This is a genomic window from Streptomyces albofaciens JCM 4342, from assembly GCF_008634025.1.
Lineage (GTDB): Bacteria > Actinomycetota > Actinomycetes > Streptomycetales > Streptomycetaceae > Streptomyces > Streptomyces albofaciens.
Map to the genome: position 1 here is coordinate 930,597 of NZ_PDCM01000001.1, position 15,859 is coordinate 946,455.

Consider the following 15,859-nt stretch of genomic DNA (forward strand, 5'->3'; position numbering starts at 1 on the left):
GCCATCTCGAAGACCCGGCGCGTCGGCCTGCCTGCTTTCTCCCTGCCCCCTGCCAGGGTCAGGACACGAACCGCACCCGAGTAAGGGTCTGTTCGTCCTGCACCGCCGTCAGGGCACGATAGGCATGCGCGGCGGACGACAGCGTCATGTGGTGGTGCCACCCCGGAAACGAGCGGCCCTCGAAGTCGTGCAGTCCGAAGTCCGTCTCCAGGGCGCGCAGGGTGGCCGCGGGCAGCTGGTGCAGCCGGGCCAGGCCGACGAGCTGGCCCATGCGGCGGTGCGCCATGTTGGTGAGCCAGACCCGGTTCGGCCGGGCGGAGGTCTGCCCCGGCTCCGCGAAGGCGCGGTAGGTGTGGGGGGAGCCCGGGACCCGTACGGGCGTGGGCGCGGTCTGGAGGAGGCGCGGGCGGGCGCCCGGGTCGCCGGGCATACCGGGCGTGGCCGGGGTGGCCAGCGCGGTGGCGGACGGCACGGCGATGACGAAGTCGCGCCCCTGGCGGGCCAGCGCCTCGATGAGCCGTACGGAGTCGGAGTACTCGCTCAGGTCGGCGACGACGGGCGCCGGCGCGGAGCACGTACGGGCGGCCTGCGCCTCCACCAGGTCGAGGGCGTGCACCCACATCGGGCGCGGGTTGTTCGCCTCCGAGGCGGGGATGCGGTTGCGGCGCAGCAGCTCCTCGTCACCGGCCCACTGGGGCGGCAGGAACAGCCGCCAGTCGACGGATACGGCCGAGCTGTCACCGCACTCGGCGGCCGAGGTGACGCTCGCCGTCGAGGCGGCGGGGGACGCGGCCGCGTCGCCCACCGGCAGGAACATGCCCATCGCGAGCTGGCAGCTGACGGTGCGCCCGGCGCGGGAGCAGAAGCGACGGTGCACGCCGACGGAGTGGCCGCCCCGCTTGGGCAGCACCGCCGGGGCCAGGATCCACGCCCGGGCCGGGCCGGACGCCTCGGCCCGGCGCGCGATCTCGCGCCGTACGGGGTTCCAGTCCCAGGGGCTGGCGTTGAGGAACTGGTGCAGCGACTGCGAGGCGGTCGGCGAGTCGGACACCGCGGCGGCCAGTCGGCGTACGGACTTCTTGCCCTCGGTGGTCAGCAGCGCCAGCAGGTATGCGTGCGCCCAGCGGCGCTGGTCGGTGCGTGGCAGATGGCCGAAAAGGTCGTCCGCGAAGGCGTCGAACGAGCCCGACGCGTCGGCGGCGGCGCGACCGGAACCGGTGGTGGCGGCCGGGGCCGCGGCGGTGGTGCCGGTCCTGCCGCTCCGGCGGGCGCTTCCGGTTCGGCCGGTGGCGGTGGTCCGGCCGGTGGTCCCGGTCGCGGCGGACCGAGTGGCCCGGACCGGTCGTGCGGCGCGGCCGGTGCCGCCGGGGAAGGCGTCGGCCGGGACGCCGGAACGATCACGGGCGCCGGACTTGTCGGTCGCGCCGACGGCTGCGAGAGGGTGGCCGGAAGGGAGGGTGGCGGACAGGGATCGTGCGGGTGTGCGGGTGGTCGGCTGCGCAGTTTCTGTCGTCATGTGTTCGTTCCCTCCCGTGGTCATCCCGTGGATCGGGCGCCGACCAGCAAAGAATAAAGAACGATCGTTTTTTTTGCGAGCCCGCGAGGTCCGGGGCTGTTTCCGTCATACCCGGAACCGGGTCGGGCGGCTGTTGAGCGACGCTCGGGCGACTGTGGAGACCGGGGTGCGCGGGCGCCCGGACAGGGGGCGCGCCGGCGATACGGCAGCGGCGCCCGGCCGGTCCGTACGCGCCCCCGCCGACCGGCAGGCGATCCGCCCCGAGGCTGCCCCGGCGTCGCGCCCCGGATTCCGCTTCGCCCTCTGCGCCGACCCGGCCCCGACCGGCCTCGCGATCGTTGCAAGAGCCCCCTTGAGGGCCCCCGGTTCCCATACTGATCAAGTCTCCGCCAACTGCCCCCGTCGCCGTGCGGGCCGCCGAACCCCGGCCCTAGCATGGGCGGTTGGGTGTCACCGGTACGGCGCTGGCAACCGAGGGCGATCACCGAGGCGGGACAATGGCGCGACAGGACCGAGCTGAGCGGACGCGCCGGGCCCTGCTGCGGGCGGCTGCCGACGAGGTCGCCGAGAAGGGGTACGCGGGCGCCTCGCTGGCCCGCATCAGCACCGCTGCCGAGGTGACGATCGGCGCCCTGACCTTCCACTTCGCCTCGAAGGCCGCGCTCGCGGAGGCGGTCCGGGATTCCGGGTGCGCCCTGACGCGCAGCGCGCTGGCGTCCCTCATGAGGCCGGGCGCGCGCCCGAACCCCGGTGCGCACGGCGAGCTGCGACGGGTCGTCACCTTCACGCGCACGCTTGCACGCCTCCTCGAAGAGGAGCCGACCGTACGGGCCGCCGCCCGACTCGCCTGGGACTTTCCCGGCGACGGCAACACCTGGTACGCGATGTGGCTGCCGTGGCTCGGCGACCTCGTCGACCGGGCGCGCGCGGACATCGCCGGCTGGACCACCCCGGAAGCGGTCACCGCCACCGCGCTGTCCGTGGTGACCGGCGCGGAATTCGCGGCCCGTATCGGCGTACCGCGCGGCGCCACGGCCGGGCTGTCGCCGTGGGAGCACGTGGACCGGGTCTGGGGGCTGCTGTTGGGGGCCCGCACGCCGCTGGTGGTGGGCGGCGAAGAGAATCCGCTCGGCGGTGGCGGGAGCCCGCTGGGCAGCGGAAGCTCGCTGGGCGGCGGAAGTCCAGTGGGCGGCGGGAGCCCGCTGGGCGACGAGGACCCCGTAAACGACGAGAACCCGGTGGGAGCCGCTACGCGGTGACGGCTTCGCCGTCGGATGAGGGCTGTAGCGATCGGTTGTGGCGACCGGTTGCGACGACCGGTTGCAGCGACCGAGTGCCGCCACCGATCACCACGACCGCGTGCCCCCACCCGCTCCCGCAACCACATGCCCCGCCGATCGCCGCAACCCGACGCCCCGCCGATCGCCACGACGCACCCCCCGCCGACCGCCGCAACCAGACGCCCCCGCCGATCGCCACAACCACATGCCCCCGATCGCCGCAGCCGTCCCCAGCGCAAAAATCCATCGCAGCCGCACGGCCGGCATGGCACCATCACCGGCATGCCAGGTTTGCCAGCGATCATGACGCCTGACCAGCTCGCCGCCCGTACGTCACGCGCGTTGGACGCCGCCGTCGGCGCAGGCCGCGACCTGGGGCTCACGGTCACCGATCCTCAGGTCCTCCACGACGTGTTCTCCGTCGTCGTCCACCTCGCCCCCTCGCCCGTGGTGGTGCGGGTCCCGACCGTCCTGCCGTCGTACGCCACCCCCGACAGCCAGGCGGCGCGTCAGCGGGTGGAGCTGGATGTCGTGGCCTGGCTCGCGGAACAGGGGGTTCCGGTGGTGCCGCCGAGCCCGCTCGTGCCCCGGGAGCCCGTGCAGCGGGACGGTTTCGCCATGACCTTCTGGCAGTTCGTCGAGCAGGACGCGAACGGCGAACCTGATTACGTGCGCAACTCCGGCCTGGTCGCCGACCTGCACGCCGCGCTGCGCGCGTACCCGGGTGAGCTGCCGTTCCTGGCGGCCGCCGAACCTCGGTTCGTCACCGAAGGGCTCGCCGGTCTCGAAGGGCGCACCGACCTCATCGAGCCGTCCGACCTCGACCGCGCGCGGCGCGAATGGGCCGTCCTGGAGCCGCTCGTCAGCTCGCGCGCCGCGTTCGAGGCGGCGTTCCCCGGCGTCGGCTTCCAGCCGGTCCACGGGGACGCGCCCGCCGTCAACATCGTCACCACGACGAGCGGCGCGCTGTACTCCGACTTCGAGCTGGCCACACTCGGGCCGGTCGAGTGGGACATGGCGGCCCTCGGCCCCGAGTGCGAGGCGGCGTACAACGGCGCCGCGCGCCGCCTGGGCCTCCGGGAGCTGGACGAGCGCGCCATGCGCGCCATCAACGCCGTGGGGATGCTGCGGGCGGTGGCGTGCTTCGCGTTCGTACCGCGACTGCCCATGCTGGCGGACGCCCTGAAGCCGGCCGTCGAGCAGTGGCGGGGGACGCCGTTCGCCGGGGGCCTGGAGGACTGAGCCCCTACCAACCCTGGACCTGGACCTGGACCTGGACCTGGACCTGACTCTAACCCTGGCCCTGGTTCTGACCCTGGCCTCGGTTCTGGCCCGGGTCCTGGCCTTGCTCCTGCTCGTCTTCGGCGAACGCGGCGATCAGGCTGTGGGGCGCGTCGTCGCCGAACATGAACTCATAGAGTCCGGAGCCCTCGGTGGCGACCTCGGCGCTGCGCGGGAACATGGCCTGCTCGTACGCGGTGAGCGCGGCCTCGATGTCATCGGGGTGCGCGGCGAGGGCCTGGCCGAGTTCCGCGCCGTCGAGCATGGCCAGGTTGGCGCCTTCGCCGTTCGGGGGCGCGAGGTGGGCGGCGTCGCCGATCAGGGTCACCCCCGGTGCCCGGCCCCACCGGTGCTCGACCGGCAGTGTGTTCATGGTGCGCAGGACGGGCGTGGTGTCAGCTTCGGTGATCAGCGCGGTCAGTTCGGGTGCCCACCCGTCGAATTCCCGCGCGATCCGCGTGGTGGCCGCGGCCGCATCGGTGAAGTCGATGGCGGCGAACCACTCCTGGGGCCTGGCCAGCATCACGTACGCGTGCAGGGTGTCGCCCCTTTCCCGGTGGGCCTGGATGCCCTTGCCCGGCGCGGGCGTGAGCAGCATGCCGCCGCCGACCGCTTTCGCGGTGGCCGGATACCGGGTGTCGGCGTCGAACAGATAGGTCTCGACGCACGACATGCCGGTGTACGTTGGGGTGGCGGTGGAGAGCAGCGGTCGGACCCGTGACCAGGCGCCGTCCGCGCCCACCAGCAGGGTGGTTTCGACGGAGCTGCCGTCGGCGAACGTCACCTCGTGGCGGCCCTCGCCGAGGGTGCGGGTACGGCTGACCTTGTGCCCCCACCGGACGGTGCCCGCCGGGAGCGAATCGAGCAGGACCTGCCGCAACTCGCCGCGCTGCACCTCGGGGCGTCCGCCCGTACCGTCGTCCGCCTTGTCGAGCAGGACGGTCCCGTCCCGGTCGAGGACGCGCAGCGCCTGACGGCCCTCCAGGATCAGGCCCTGGAACTCGTCCATCAGGTCGGCTGCCTTGAGGGCGAGCTGCCCGTTGTAGTCGTGGATGTCGAGCAGCCCGCCCTGGTGGCGGGCAGTGGGGGAGGACTCCGCCTCGTAGACGGTGGCCGGTATGCCGTTGACGTGCAGGACACGGGCGAGTGTGAGGCCGCCGAGACCGGCGCCGATGATGGTTACGTGAGTGGTCATGGTGGCTCCTTCGCCGTCGTACGCCTGCCGGGCGGGCGCTTGGCAGGGTCACCGGAAAGGTGCCAGGCCTCGCTGACGGACCGCCGACAACGGGCCGACAGGTGGCCGAGATCCGGTAGGTGGCTGTGGCCGGGTAGGTGGCCGAGAGCCGGGTGGGGGCACAAGGTCAGCCGTACCCGTACGTCCGGCGTGGTCCGCCCCGGGGCGGGCGGCTTCCGACGCCATGGCCGGGCTCCCGCGACCCCGGCTTCGTGCCGCTCCGGAACTTTGTGAAGTAGTCCGTGATCCGCTCACCGGCTCCAGAAAAATAGCGAACGTTCTTTATTCTCAGGCTGTCGCCCGCCTGCCAACCTCTCCCCGGGGGCCAGTCCCTTGTCCGTGCCCGCAGCCCGCACCGCCGTTCCGCCGCCTCTCCCCGGGCGGCCGGCCAGCACCCAGGACGCGTGGATCGAGGACCTGTGCAGACACCTTTTCGTGTCCTTCACCAGGGCGGACCACCACCTCAAGGGTGAACAGTACGTACGCGGACTGCTCACCGCCCCCGGCCGCAAGTCCATCCGCAACATCGCCCGCACCCTGGAGGACACCGGCGCGGCCCAGCGCCTGCACCACTTCATCTGCAACGCCCCGTGGAACTGGCGCGCCGTCCGCGAAGCCCTGTCGGAGTACCTGGTGCGGCGTGCCCGGCCGCGCTCCTGGGTGGTCCGCCCGATGCTCATCCCCAAGTCCGGTACGAACTCGGTCGGCGTCCACCGCCGCTTCGTCCCCGCCACCGGGCAGCTGGTCAACGGGCAACTGGCGTACGGCCTCTGGTACGCGAACCAGTCCCTCGTCGCCCCGGTCGACTGGCGCCTGCATCTGCCGGCACCGGACTCCGGGCCGTTCGCCCTGAGTGACGAGGGTGTTGCGCGGGTCCTCTCCTTGGCGCGCCGGTCCGCCTGCCCGGAGACCGCGGAGCTTCCCCCGATGGTCTGGGACAGCCAGATGCACCACGCCGCCGACGTGCTGGGCGCGTTGACGCCGCTCGGACTGCCCGTCATGGCTCGTACGCCCGGATCGCTGCCGCTCCTGCTGGTGGACCGTTACGGCCGCCCGTCCCGCCGCGGCGCCCTCCCCGCGCAGCGCATCCTCGCCGCCCCGGAACGTTTCAGCCTGCCGGTGCACAACGTCGCCCCTGGTGTGCGGGCGATTCTGGCCCGCGTCGCCCCCGCGCGGACCGGCGAGAGCGGAGGCGCGGGTGAGCTGCTGCTCTACGCCCAGCGGTACGAGGACGCCGAGGCGTACGACGGGCACGGCACGGGTGCCCGCGCGGACTTCTGGCTGACCACGTCCGCCGTGGCCGGGAAGGTCCCGGCCGAACTGCACCTGCTCACCCGGACCGCCGCGCGCGTGGCCCGCGACAGCGTCCGCACCGGCGGCCGTACCGGCCTGCGCGACTTCGAGGGCCGGTCGTACGACGGCTGGCACCGCCACATGACGCTGGCCTCGGCCGCGTACCTGGTCCAGACGCTCACCGCGCTCGATGCCGTACGGTCGGCCCGCGAAGCGCAGCGGCCCTGCGCGCCCGAATACGCGTACCCGAGCACGGGCGCGCCGCGCGGGCCCGGCCGGCGCGTATGCGAGCAGCCCCTCACCCTGGTGGGGTGACGGGCGGCCGCGCAGGTGGGGAACGGTCCGGTCAGCCGCCGAACGTCCAGCTCAGGGAGCCGTCGGCGGTGGCCAGCGTCGCCAGGATGATCAGGTCGGCGGCGCCGAGGGCCATGCCGAGCGCGGCGCGGGCGCGCCGGGTGGTGTGGCGGGCCAGGGCCAGCGCGCCGAGTACGAGGGCGCAGGGGCCGAGGATGACGTTGGCGACCAGGGTGCCGACGAGGCCGAGCACGAACGCGGCCACGGCCATGCCGTCGGCCTGGCCGTACGGCGCGGGGCGATGGGCGGGCTTCGGCTCGGCGGACGGCTTGGCGCCGGTCTTGTCTTCGGTCTCGGTGTCGGTGATGAGGGTGGTCATCGGGACGCTCCCTCGGTGTGGGTGGTGTGGTGGCGGCGCTCGCGGATGGCGAAGACGAGCAGCCAGCAACCGATGGCCACTGCCGCGATGATCGTGACGGGGACCGGGAGATGTGCCGCGGTACCCACCACAATCCCCAGCAGGAGGAGGGCTGCGACAAGGAAGAACATGATCTGCCTTTCCCATTCGGAGGACAGTTGTTCACTCAGTGCTCGGGTGCCCAGTGTAGGGCTGGAGAAACTGAGAGAACGGTTGTTTACTGGATGGCATGAGTCACAGGGAGACCGTCGGTGTCCGGCAGGCCCAGAAGCAGCGCACCCGGCAGGCCCTGCTCGACGCGGCGCTGGACCTGCTGGAGGAACAGAGCCTGAGCAGCATGGGGTTGCGCGAGGTGACCCGCGCGGTCGGCGTCGCCCCCACCGCCTTCTACCGGCACTTCCGCGACCTCGGCGAACTCGGGGTCGCCCTGGTCCAGGAGTCGTTGGCCAGCCTCCACGCGACGGTGCGGGCGGTCCTCGCGGAGCAGGCCGGCGCGGAGGAGCGGATCGACCACACGGTGGCGGTCGTTGAACGGTACGTACGTGAACACCCCGCGCACGTACGGTTCATCGCGCGCGAGCGCCACGGTGGCGTACGCGCCGTACGGCAGGCCATAGCGGGCGAACTGGACCGCTTCGCCACGGAGGTCGCGGCGGCGCTCAAGGCGCAACCGGTGTCGCGTGGTTGGAGCGACGAGGATGTGCGGATGCTGGCCGAGCTGTACGTCGACCGCCTCGTGATGACGGCCTCGGCGTTCCTGGACGTGAGCGACGGGGAGGGCGAAGGTTCGGGCGTGGACTCGGAGCGATGGCGGGCGGTCGCCCGAACTGCGCGCAGGCAGTTGCATCTCATCAGCGTCGGGCGTCAGCACTGGCACGATGCCATTTCCTGATCGCCGGATGGCGAGGGATGACCAAATGATCGCGTAAGTAAGACGTTTGGCGCGATTGTCAGTGGGTGGGTCTAGCGTTCGTCGTGTCGTAACTACGCGAGTAGCGGGAGGCGGGCGCGATGGCGATCGAGGATTCCGAACCTCCGAACACTATCCACGTCCGGGACTCCGCGGATCCGAAGGGTCCCCAGCTTGCGTTCGGGGCCAGTGCTTGGGCCGCGTTTCTCCCGTACGCGTGTGACGGCGACGCCAACCCGGGGTGAGCGGGTAACACGCCAACCCCAGCAGCACAGCGGACAAATGGCCGATGTCGGTGAAAGTGAGGTCGTCGAAGAGGGGGACCGCGTAGAAGGCGAGGACGCCTGCGGCGTAGACGTAGCGGAGGGGGCGCCAGGGGAGGCGGTATGTCAGGACGGCCGCGATGCCGGCCAGCGCGTAGCTGACGCCGACGTCCAGTGTGTTGACGGCGGAGTGCGGCGCCGCGCCCGTAGGGATGGCGAGGGCGAGTACGCCTTCACTCAGATATGTAGCACCGATGTGGGCGACGCCCATGACCGCGAGCCAGCGGTAGGTGCCGAGCCAGCGTTCGGCGGGGACGTGGAAGATGTTGAAGAGGACGAAGTAGAGGGGCCAGCCGCCGCCGTCGAGCCACAGCGCGCTGGTGAGGAGTACCCGGCCGGGTGAGAGCACCAGGTTGTGGATGTTGGTGGAGCGGCGTTGCAGGACGTGCTCCAGCGTGTCGGGTGCCAGGTGGTGCATGATCACCGACGTCACGAAGAGGATCGCGAGCCAGGCGAACGTACCGGGGGCCCGGCGTACGTACGACCGGACCGCGCGGACCGGGGCGGCCGGGCGGAGCGGAACCTTCATGGCGCATGTATACGTCACGGCGCGCGGCGCGCCGTACCGCGCGAGACCCGTACGGCGCGTGTGGCGCAGAGGCCCGTTGGGGCCAGAAGCCCGTCTGGGCGCAGAAACCCGTGTGGCGCAGAACACAGACGTGGCCGAAATAACCGGGGAGGCCCTCCCCGTTTAACCGGATGTCCGACCGAAGCGGGGGATCACTCCCCGCTTAGCGGATCGCCGCCGTGTCCAAAGAGGCGCATCCAAAGAGACGCGACCGAAGACACGCGACGACGACGCGACGACACGACGACCACGAGAGGAACGTGCCGACATGACCGCCACCCGGTCCCGCACCCGCGCCCCCGGCGCATGCGCGGCGACGCCCCCGCACCGGCTGCGGGCGGACGCGCTGCGCAACCGAGAGCGGATCATCGGGGCGGCGCGTGAGGCGATGGTCGAGTTCGGGGCCGAGATCCCGCTCGATGAAATCGCTCGACGTGCCGGTGTCGGCAATGCGACGCTCTACCGTCACTTCCCGGATCGCCTGGATTTGATCCACCACGTCACGCTCTCTGTCATGGACCGCACCGCGGACAAGGCGGAGGCCGCGCTCGGCGAGGAGCCCGACGCCTTCCAGGCGTTGCGGCGCTTCGTGTTCGCGGCGGTCGAGGAGCGGATCGGAGCCCTGTGCCCGCTGCTCTCGGACGGTGTCGACAAGGACCATCCCGACCTGCTCGCAGCGCGTGGACGCCTGGAGGGGGCCGTCGAGGCCCTGATGGGCGCCGCGCGCGACAGCGGCCAGCTGCGTACCGACATCGCCGTCGGTGACCTGATGGTCGCGCTGACTCAACTGACACGGCCGCTGCCCGGAAGCGGTTGTACGGACTTCGACCGGTTCGTGTACCGGCACCTGCTGTTGTTCCTGGACGGACTGCGGGCGCCGGCGCGCTCCGAACTGCCCGGCTGCGCGGCCACGCTGGAGGACCTCCGGCACGGCTAGCGGACCACACGGGGGAATGGAGAAACACGGGGGAACACGGGGAATCGGGACCCGGCCGGGGCGGCCCGGCGGGGGCATTGACGCTGATCGCGCGGTGGCGGAAGGCCGCCTCACGGCTCCGGCCCGTCCGGCCGGAAATCGCCGCTGTCCGGCCACCGGTTTTCGCGAGCCCTGGCACAGGCGGTCCCGCCCGGCCGTACCCCAAGCCGATCAACGCCCGATCAACACACGTTCAACACCAAATCAACACCACAACAGCACCGGCCTTCTCACTTACGCACATCACACCGGCTCACGCCCACGTCCCGCTGCTCGCTCACGCACCACTAGGTGGACCCACCCATGTCTGAATCGGCCACGCACGTCGATCCCCGGCGCTGGAAAGCGCTCATATTCATCGCCCTGGCGCAGCTCATGGTCGTGCTCGACGCGACGATCGTGAACATCGCGCTGCCCTCCGCCCAGGCCGACCTCGGCATCTCCGACGCCAACCGGCAGTGGGTCATCACGGCGTACGCGCTCGCGTTCGGTGGCCTGCTGCTGTTCGGCGGCCGGGTCGCCGACCTGTGGGGCCGCAAGCGGACCTTCATCATCGGCCTGGTCGGCTTCGCGCTGGCCTCGGCCCTCGGCGGCGCCGCGTCCAACGAGGGCGTCCTGCTCGGCGCCCGCGCCCTCCAGGGCGTCTTCGGCGCGCTCCTGGCGCCGTCGGCGCTGTCGCTGCTCGCGGTGACGTTCACCGAGGCGCGGGAGCGGGCCAAGGCGTTCGGCATCTTCGGTGCCATCGCCGGTGGCGGCGGTGCCGTCGGTCTGATCCTCGGCGGCGTCCTGACCGAGTACATGAACTGGCGCTGGACCTTCTTCGTCAACATCCCGTTCGCCGTGGTCGCCGCGGCCGGCGCGCTGCTGGTGATCCGTGAGCCCGCGGGCAGCCGCAACCCGTCCCGCCTGGACGTGCCCGGCGTCATCCTGGCCACCCTCGGCCTGGTGTCCCTGGTCTACGGCTTCACCCGCGCCGAGTCCGACGGCTGGGGCGCCGGCATGACCATCGGCCTGTTCGTGGCGGCCGCCGTACTGCTCGCCGCGTTCGTGCTGGTCGAGTCGAAGGTCAAGTCCCCGCTGCTGCCGCTGCGGGTGCTCACCGACCGCAACCGCGCCGGTGTCTACACGTCGCTGGGCCTGGCCGTCATCGGCATGTTCGGTCTGTTCCTGTTCCTGACGTACTACATGCAGATCGTGAAGGGCTACACGCCGGTCACGACCGGTCTGGCCTTCCTGCCGATGATCGTCGGCATGATCACCGGCTCGACGCAGATCGGCGCCCGGCTGATGACCCGCGTCCGGCCGCGGCTGCTGATGGCCCCGGGCTTCCTGCTCGCCTCCATCGGCATGCTCCTGCTGACCCGGATCGACCTGGACACGTCCTACGCGGCGCACATCCTGCCCGCGTTCCTGCTGCTCGGCCTCGGTATGGGTACGGCCTTCATGCCCGCGATGTCGCTGGCCACGCACGGCGTCCAGCCGCGGGACGCGGGTGTCGCCTCGGCGATGGTCAACACCTCGCAGCAGGTGGGCGGCGCGATCGGCACGGCCCTGCTGAACACCATCGCGGCCAGCGCCACCACCGCGTACGCCACCTCGCACGCGAAGGCCGCGCCCTCGGCGGACCTGCTGAAGCTGGAGGCGATGGTGCACGGCTACACCACCGCGATCTGGTGGGCGGTCGGCATCCTGGCCGTCGCCGCGGCCATCGCGTTCACCATGGTCACCACCGGCAGCCAGGGCGGCGGACCGGTCGCCCGCTCCGGTGACGGCGCGGACGCGGCGGCGGGTGCCGACGCGGAGGCGGAGGTGCCGGTCCCGGTCATGGCGCACTGACCGGCTGCACCGTCTGCCCGCATGCGCGGAAGCCTGTGACCGGCACGGTCACAGGCCCCTACGGCGCCGGCCCGCCCTCGCTCCTCAGCGGAGCCAGGGCAGGTCGGCGCCTTGCGGTTGCAGGCCGTCGGCCACCGTGCGGCAGATGGCGGCCAGCTGGCCGACCTGCTCCGGGCTGAGCCGGTCGAAGATGGCCGCGCGTACGGCGGAGACATGGCCGGGCGCGGCCTTCTCCAGGACGCGCAGGCCCTCGTCGGTGAGGACGGCGTTCTGGCCGCGCTTGTCCGACGGGCAGTCCTCGCGCCGGACCCAGCCGCTCTTCTCCAGGCGCGCCACGGCGTGCGACAGCCGGGACCGGGTGATCTTGGCGTTCTGGGCCAGTTCGGTCATCCGCAACCGGCGCCGGGGCGCCCGGGAGAGCTGGACGAGCAGCCCGTAGTAGACGTGCGGCATGCCCGCGTCCCGCTGGAGCTGGCGGTCGAGATGGTCCTCCAGGAGCGTGGTGGCATGCAGGTACGACTGCCAGGCGTACTGCTCTTCGTCGCTGAGCCAGCGCGGCTCGCCTGCGGGTTCGTTGCTCATACCATCCACTGTCTCACCGCTCCGTCATTTCTTGAAGTTTTAACTAAGGGTGACAGTCGGGAAACGCGCAGGTGAGCCGCCGTACATGGCGTCTACATGGGGCTCCGGTTTTTTCAGGGATGCTCTGAAACAAAGCCGATCCGTTCAGGAAACAGCGGGAATCAGCTGCTGTGCGCGCACGGCGGCGGCCAAAGCCCGACCGGGGCCGCGTACCTCACCGTCCGTACCGCCGTCCGCGCCGCCCTCCGTACCGCCGTTCGCGCCACCGCCCGTACCGCCGTTCGCGCCGCCCTCCGCGTCCGCGTCACTCTCCGCGGACCACTTCGCCACGTCCAGTGCGGTGTCGGTCATCTTGATGACGTGCTCGTCGCCGTGCCGCGCCGCCCGTTCGAAGACCTCCCCGGCGATGAGCCGACCGCCCTCCTCCGAGGGTGGCTGAACCTCGGCGGCCGAGTAGACCGACGTGATCGCCGCGCTCGCCGTCCAGACCGCGCCGAGCGAGGCCGCCCACAGCTCGCGGGGCAGCGCGGGCAGGGTGCGCAGGACGGCGTTGGGGGCGGTGGCGGTGTGCACCATCAGGACGCCGTGGCCGTGCCCGTGACCGAGATAGTGGTGCACGGCGGCTCCGACGAGCGCGGTGAGCTGATCGCGTACGGCGTCGGGGTCGTCGGCCGGTACGTTCAGCGATTCGGCCGTGGCCTGCCAGCCAGGCGTACCGGGCAGTTGGGCCAGGCCGTCCAGGGGCAACACCTGCTGGTCGGCGACGCGCGGGAGAGCGGCCAGCGCGTCGGCGGGGGAGGCGGTGCCGGTGGGGTGCACGGAGACGGGCAGGGCGGTGTGCCGGGCGGCCCAGTACCCGAGGGCGTGCGCCAACTCCGCGACGCGCGGCGCCTCTTCGCCGTCCTCAAGGAGCGTGCGTACGACATGGCCGACGCGGATGACCGGATGCGTCGCGGCCCCGGCGATGCCCGGCAGTAAGCGCGGCCACCACTCGGCGAGCACGTCGCGCCACGGGCGTTCGGCGACGAGCCGGGTGAAGTAGGCGGTCCAGTCGGCGACCCGGCGCGGATCGCCCAGCGCCTCCCGCCAGTTGGCGTCGGTGACCGCGCCCTGGAGGCTCGGTACGTCCTCCAGTTTCTCCTCGTAGTGATCGAGCCAGCGGTGCACGGCACCCGCCTGCCCGTGCCTGACCAGCGCCTCCACGGCCATCGGTCCGTGGTTGGCGAGAAAGCCCTGGAACTCGGGGCCCGAGGCGTGCAGGCGCTCCAGGGCCTCGTCGAGAATTCCGCTCTTGGTGTCCATGCGCCGAGGCTAGGTCGGTGGTGCGGGCGCGGTAACGGACGGCGGTCCTACGCCCCCGTACGGCGATGGTCGTACGGCCGGCGGTGGTCGTAGGGCCGAGGACGGTCGTAGGGCTGGGGACGGTCGGCGCCGTGCCGTCACGCCGCTCGATACCGGACAGGGGGTGTCGGGTATCGAGGGGAGAGTGGCGGCATGACGAGGGATGAACAGCGTACGAGTGAGAGCCCGGGTGTGAGCTGGGCCGGTTTCGTGGCCGCGCTGCCGGGGACGGCGGAGCGGGTGGAGGCGCGCTTCGGGGCGCACCGGCACCACGTCCTGGGGACGCTGCGCCGCGACGGCTCGCCGCGCCTGACCGGCATCGAGGCGGACTTCCGCGCCGGCGAACTGTGGCTGGGCATGATGGCGGGCTCCCGCAAGGCCCTGGACCTGCGGCGCGACCCGCGCTTCGCGCTGCACGCCAATCCGGGGTCCGGCACGGACCTGGCGGATGGTGACGTACGGGTGGCCGGGTGGGCCGTGGAGGTGACCGACCCGGCGGTGCTCGCGTGGTACGTGGGCGAGACGAAGCCGCCGGAGCCGTTCCACCTGTTCCGGGCGGAGCTGACCGAGGTGGTCCGTACGTATGTGGAGGATCCGTACATCGTGCTGGAGACCTGGCGGCCCGGCGGCCCCCTGCGCGTCATCCGGCGGGGGAACGGGGCCGAGCCGCCCGAGGTGAGCGTCGCGCCGGCCGAACGGGGGTGACCGGGCCATGGTGACCGGGTCGCGACGATCGGACCGCGGTGATCAAGCAGCGGTGATCAAGCAGCGGTGATCAGGAAAGTGCAGCTGCGCCGACTGTCGTAGTCGGATGCAAAGGCCAGTACGTCGCCCTGTTCGGTGACCATCAGGCCCTCGCAGTCGCTGTAACCGCGTGGTGTGCCCAGGTCGACGAACTTCCCGTGCCGCCACAGGCAGGCCCGCGTGGCATAGCCGTCCGTGGAGTAACGGCCCGCGATCTCGCGGCGGTTGTTGATGCCGAGCGGCCAGACGTCCCGCTTGCCGTTGGCGGGCAGCTCGGTCATCCGGCCCTCGCTCCACAGGAAGGGGAGGTGCCCGTCGGCGGTGTGGCTGATCCCGATCACGTCGCCGAGGTCGTTCATGGGCCGGCGGGTGAACGAGAGATCGATGCCGTACGGGCCCAGGGCGCCCAGGTCGGTCAGCCGGCCGTCCTGCCAGAGGAAGGCGCGCTTGTAACCGCCGCCCGAGGCCGGGCGGTAGGTGCCGAGCACCTGGCCCCGGGCGTTGAGGCCGGTGAGGCCGGAGACGCCCAGCGGGGTCAGGTCGGTGGCGGTACGGCCGTCCCAGAAGAACGCGTACGTCGTGCCGGAGTCGTAGACGCTGCTGATCAGCTGCCCGCTGTCGTTGAAGCCGCGCGGGTAGACGCCGCTGGTCTGCCCGGCGGGCGGCACGATCTCGGTGCGGGCGCCGCTCGCCAGGTCGTACACGAAGCCGCGGTAGGGAAGGGCGGGGCGCTCCGAGGAGCGGTAGACGACCTGGCCGCGGTTGTTGAGGCAGTGGGCGCGGCTGTCCCGGTAGCGCGGGTCGGTCTCCAGGAGCACGGGCTCCGAGGCCGCCCCGCCGGGCCAGGCGGCGGCGGTCTGCAGATCTTCCGCGCCGCCCCGGTGACTGCCCGCGAGCTGCCCGTTGTCGTTGATCGCCTCCAGGTAGATGCTGCCGCCGGAGGCGGGCGGCCGGGCCGTGGTCAGCCGCCGGTCCGCCCAGACCAGCGCGTCGGCGGTGCCGCCCGTTCCGTCCGCGGCTCCGATCACGTGCCCGTGCCGGTTCAGGTCCAGCGGCTGCCACATGTGGAAGCCGTTCGGGTCGCCTATGGGGGTGGAGGTCACGCGGCGGGGCGCGCCGCGTACGGCCGCCGTCGCCGGGGTGGCGCCGGCGGCGGTCATCGCTCCGAACGCGGTGGCCGCCAGTAAGGCGCGCCTGCTGACATGCGGGGGTCTCTGGTGTCTCGGCATGACGGCAGAGTGGCAGCCGTGCCGGGAGAACGGG

15 protein-coding genes and 1 pseudogene are annotated in these 15,859 nt (G+C 72.0%); 8 read left to right on the plus strand and 8 right to left on the minus strand.

Annotated elements, in window-relative coordinates; genetic code table 11:
• Window positions 1-58: 58 nt before the first annotated feature.
• Window positions 59-1,516, minus strand: a complete 1,458-nt coding sequence (locus tag CP973_RS04400) for a transposase (protein WP_341874791.1) — start codon at window positions 1,514-1,516, stop codon at window positions 59-61.
• 497 nt (window positions 1,517-2,013) lie between these two features.
• Here CP973_RS04400 and CP973_RS04405 point away from each other — a divergent pair, with 497 nt between their 5' ends.
• Together CP973_RS04405 and CP973_RS04410 are read left to right on the plus strand one after the other, a co-directional pair.
• Window positions 2,014-2,775 carry a TetR/AcrR family transcriptional regulator gene (locus CP973_RS04405; protein ID WP_150237710.1) on the plus strand — a complete coding sequence of 254 codons (762 nt, stop codon included), beginning with the start codon at window positions 2,014-2,016 and terminating at the stop codon, window positions 2,773-2,775.
• Window positions 2,776-3,087: 312 nt separating this feature from the next.
• Window positions 3,088-4,038 (plus strand): phosphotransferase, encoded by a 951-nt coding sequence (locus CP973_RS04410; protein WP_150243129.1) that lies wholly within the window; start codon window positions 3,088-3,090, stop codon window positions 4,036-4,038.
• 49 nt (window positions 4,039-4,087) lie between these two features.
• Here CP973_RS04410 and CP973_RS04415 read toward each other — a convergent pair whose 3' ends face one another.
• Window positions 4,088-5,272, minus strand: coding sequence for an FAD-dependent oxidoreductase (locus CP973_RS04415; RefSeq protein ID WP_150237712.1), 1,185 nt, complete (start codon window positions 5,270-5,272; stop codon window positions 4,088-4,090).
• A gap of 378 nt (window positions 5,273-5,650) precedes the next feature.
• On the opposite strand from CP973_RS04415, the gene CP973_RS04420 reads away from it, so the two are divergent.
• Window positions 5,651-6,919: an IS701 family transposase gene (locus CP973_RS04420; protein ID WP_425281986.1), complete on the plus strand. Its 1,269-nt coding sequence runs from the start codon at window positions 5,651-5,653 to the stop codon at window positions 6,917-6,919.
• 31 nt (window positions 6,920-6,950) lie between these two features.
• Here CP973_RS04420 and CP973_RS04425 read toward each other — a convergent pair whose 3' ends face one another.
• Both CP973_RS04425 and CP973_RS39845 read right to left on the minus strand, forming a co-directional pair.
• Window positions 6,951-7,277 (minus strand): hypothetical protein, encoded by a 327-nt coding sequence (locus CP973_RS04425; RefSeq protein ID WP_150237717.1) that lies wholly within the window; start codon window positions 7,275-7,277, stop codon window positions 6,951-6,953.
• Entirely contained in the window at window positions 7,274-7,447 is a 174-nt protein-coding gene (locus CP973_RS39845) for a hypothetical protein (RefSeq protein WP_167538262.1), read from the minus strand. Before CP973_RS39845 ends, CP973_RS04425 begins: the two co-directional genes overlap by 4 nt.
• A gap of 98 nt (window positions 7,448-7,545) precedes the next feature.
• On the opposite strand from CP973_RS39845, the gene CP973_RS04430 reads away from it, so the two are divergent.
• Both CP973_RS04430 and CP973_RS04435 read left to right on the plus strand, forming a co-directional pair.
• On the plus strand, window positions 7,546-8,208 hold the full coding sequence (locus CP973_RS04430; RefSeq protein ID WP_150237719.1) for a TetR family transcriptional regulator: 663 nt from the start codon (window positions 7,546-7,548) through the stop codon (window positions 8,206-8,208).
• 119 nt (window positions 8,209-8,327) lie between these two features.
• Window positions 8,328-8,471, plus strand: coding sequence for a DUF397 domain-containing protein (locus tag CP973_RS04435; RefSeq protein WP_150237721.1), 144 nt, complete (start codon window positions 8,328-8,330; stop codon window positions 8,469-8,471).
• Here CP973_RS04435 and CP973_RS04440 read toward each other — a convergent pair.
• Window positions 8,452-9,078: pseudogene (locus CP973_RS04440) on the minus strand (rhomboid-like protein); the annotation flags it as partial. The gene CP973_RS04435 and the pseudogene CP973_RS04440 sit on opposite strands and share 20 nt — an antisense overlap.
• Before the next feature lie 307 nt (window positions 9,079-9,385).
• On the opposite strand from CP973_RS04440, the gene CP973_RS04445 reads away from it, so the two are divergent.
• Both CP973_RS04445 and CP973_RS04450 read left to right on the plus strand, forming a co-directional pair.
• Window positions 9,386-10,054: a TetR/AcrR family transcriptional regulator gene (locus CP973_RS04445; protein WP_150237722.1), complete on the plus strand. Its 669-nt coding sequence runs from the start codon at window positions 9,386-9,388 to the stop codon at window positions 10,052-10,054.
• Between the two features lie 342 nt (window positions 10,055-10,396).
• Entirely contained in the window at window positions 10,397-11,929 is a 1,533-nt protein-coding gene (locus CP973_RS04450) for an MFS transporter (protein WP_150237725.1), read from the plus strand.
• 84 nt (window positions 11,930-12,013) lie between these two features.
• Here CP973_RS04450 and CP973_RS04455 read toward each other — a convergent pair whose 3' ends face one another.
• Both CP973_RS04455 and CP973_RS04460 read right to left on the minus strand, forming a co-directional pair.
• Window positions 12,014-12,511: a MarR family winged helix-turn-helix transcriptional regulator gene (locus CP973_RS04455; protein WP_150237727.1), complete on the minus strand. Its 498-nt coding sequence runs from the start codon at window positions 12,509-12,511 to the stop codon at window positions 12,014-12,016.
• A gap of 144 nt (window positions 12,512-12,655) precedes the next feature.
• Entirely contained in the window at window positions 12,656-13,813 is a 1,158-nt protein-coding gene (locus CP973_RS04460) for a questin oxidase family protein (protein WP_150237728.1), read from the minus strand.
• Between the two features lie 192 nt (window positions 13,814-14,005).
• Here CP973_RS04460 and CP973_RS04465 point away from each other — a divergent pair, with 192 nt between their 5' ends.
• Window positions 14,006-14,557, plus strand: coding sequence for a pyridoxamine 5'-phosphate oxidase family protein (locus tag CP973_RS04465; RefSeq protein WP_244409274.1), 552 nt, complete (start codon window positions 14,006-14,008; stop codon window positions 14,555-14,557).
• A gap of 56 nt (window positions 14,558-14,613) precedes the next feature.
• Here the strand turns inward: CP973_RS04465 and CP973_RS04470 are convergent, their stop codons facing one another.
• Window positions 14,614-15,825: a hypothetical protein gene (locus tag CP973_RS04470; protein WP_150237730.1), complete on the minus strand. Its 1,212-nt coding sequence runs from the start codon at window positions 15,823-15,825 to the stop codon at window positions 14,614-14,616.
• Between the last annotated feature and the right edge of the window lie 34 nt (window positions 15,826-15,859).

What these genes read in the sequence shown, in the direction of transcription:
- CP973_RS04400 (WP_341874791.1), bottom strand. Translation starts at nt 1,516, where the DNA reads ATGACGACAGAAACTGCGCAGCCGACCACCCGCACACCCGCACGATCC.
- CP973_RS04405 (WP_150237710.1), top strand. Translation starts at nt 2,014, where the DNA reads ATGGCGCGACAGGACCGAGCTGAGCGGACGCGCCGGGCCCTGCTGCGG.
- CP973_RS04415 (WP_150237712.1), bottom strand. Translation starts at nt 5,272, where the DNA reads ATGACCACTCACGTAACCATCATCGGCGCCGGTCTCGGCGGCCTCACA.
- CP973_RS04425 (WP_150237717.1), bottom strand. Translation starts at nt 7,277, where the DNA reads ATGACCACCCTCATCACCGACACCGAGACCGAAGACAAGACCGGCGCC.
- CP973_RS39845 (WP_167538262.1), bottom strand. Translation starts at nt 7,447, where the DNA reads ATGTTCTTCCTTGTCGCAGCCCTCCTCCTGCTGGGGATTGTGGTGGGT.
- CP973_RS04430 (WP_150237719.1), top strand. Translation starts at nt 7,546, where the DNA reads ATGAGTCACAGGGAGACCGTCGGTGTCCGGCAGGCCCAGAAGCAGCGC.
- CP973_RS04435 (WP_150237721.1), top strand. Translation starts at nt 8,328, where the DNA reads ATGGCGATCGAGGATTCCGAACCTCCGAACACTATCCACGTCCGGGAC.
- CP973_RS04445 (WP_150237722.1), top strand. Translation starts at nt 9,386, where the DNA reads ATGACCGCCACCCGGTCCCGCACCCGCGCCCCCGGCGCATGCGCGGCG.
- CP973_RS04450 (WP_150237725.1), top strand. Translation starts at nt 10,397, where the DNA reads ATGTCTGAATCGGCCACGCACGTCGATCCCCGGCGCTGGAAAGCGCTC.
- CP973_RS04455 (WP_150237727.1), bottom strand. Translation starts at nt 12,511, where the DNA reads ATGAGCAACGAACCCGCAGGCGAGCCGCGCTGGCTCAGCGACGAAGAG.
- CP973_RS04460 (WP_150237728.1), bottom strand. Translation starts at nt 13,813, where the DNA reads ATGGACACCAAGAGCGGAATTCTCGACGAGGCCCTGGAGCGCCTGCAC.
- CP973_RS04465 (WP_244409274.1), top strand. Translation starts at nt 14,006, where the DNA reads ATGACGAGGGATGAACAGCGTACGAGTGAGAGCCCGGGTGTGAGCTGG.
- CP973_RS04470 (WP_150237730.1), bottom strand. Translation starts at nt 15,825, where the DNA reads ATGCCGAGACACCAGAGACCCCCGCATGTCAGCAGGCGCGCCTTACTG.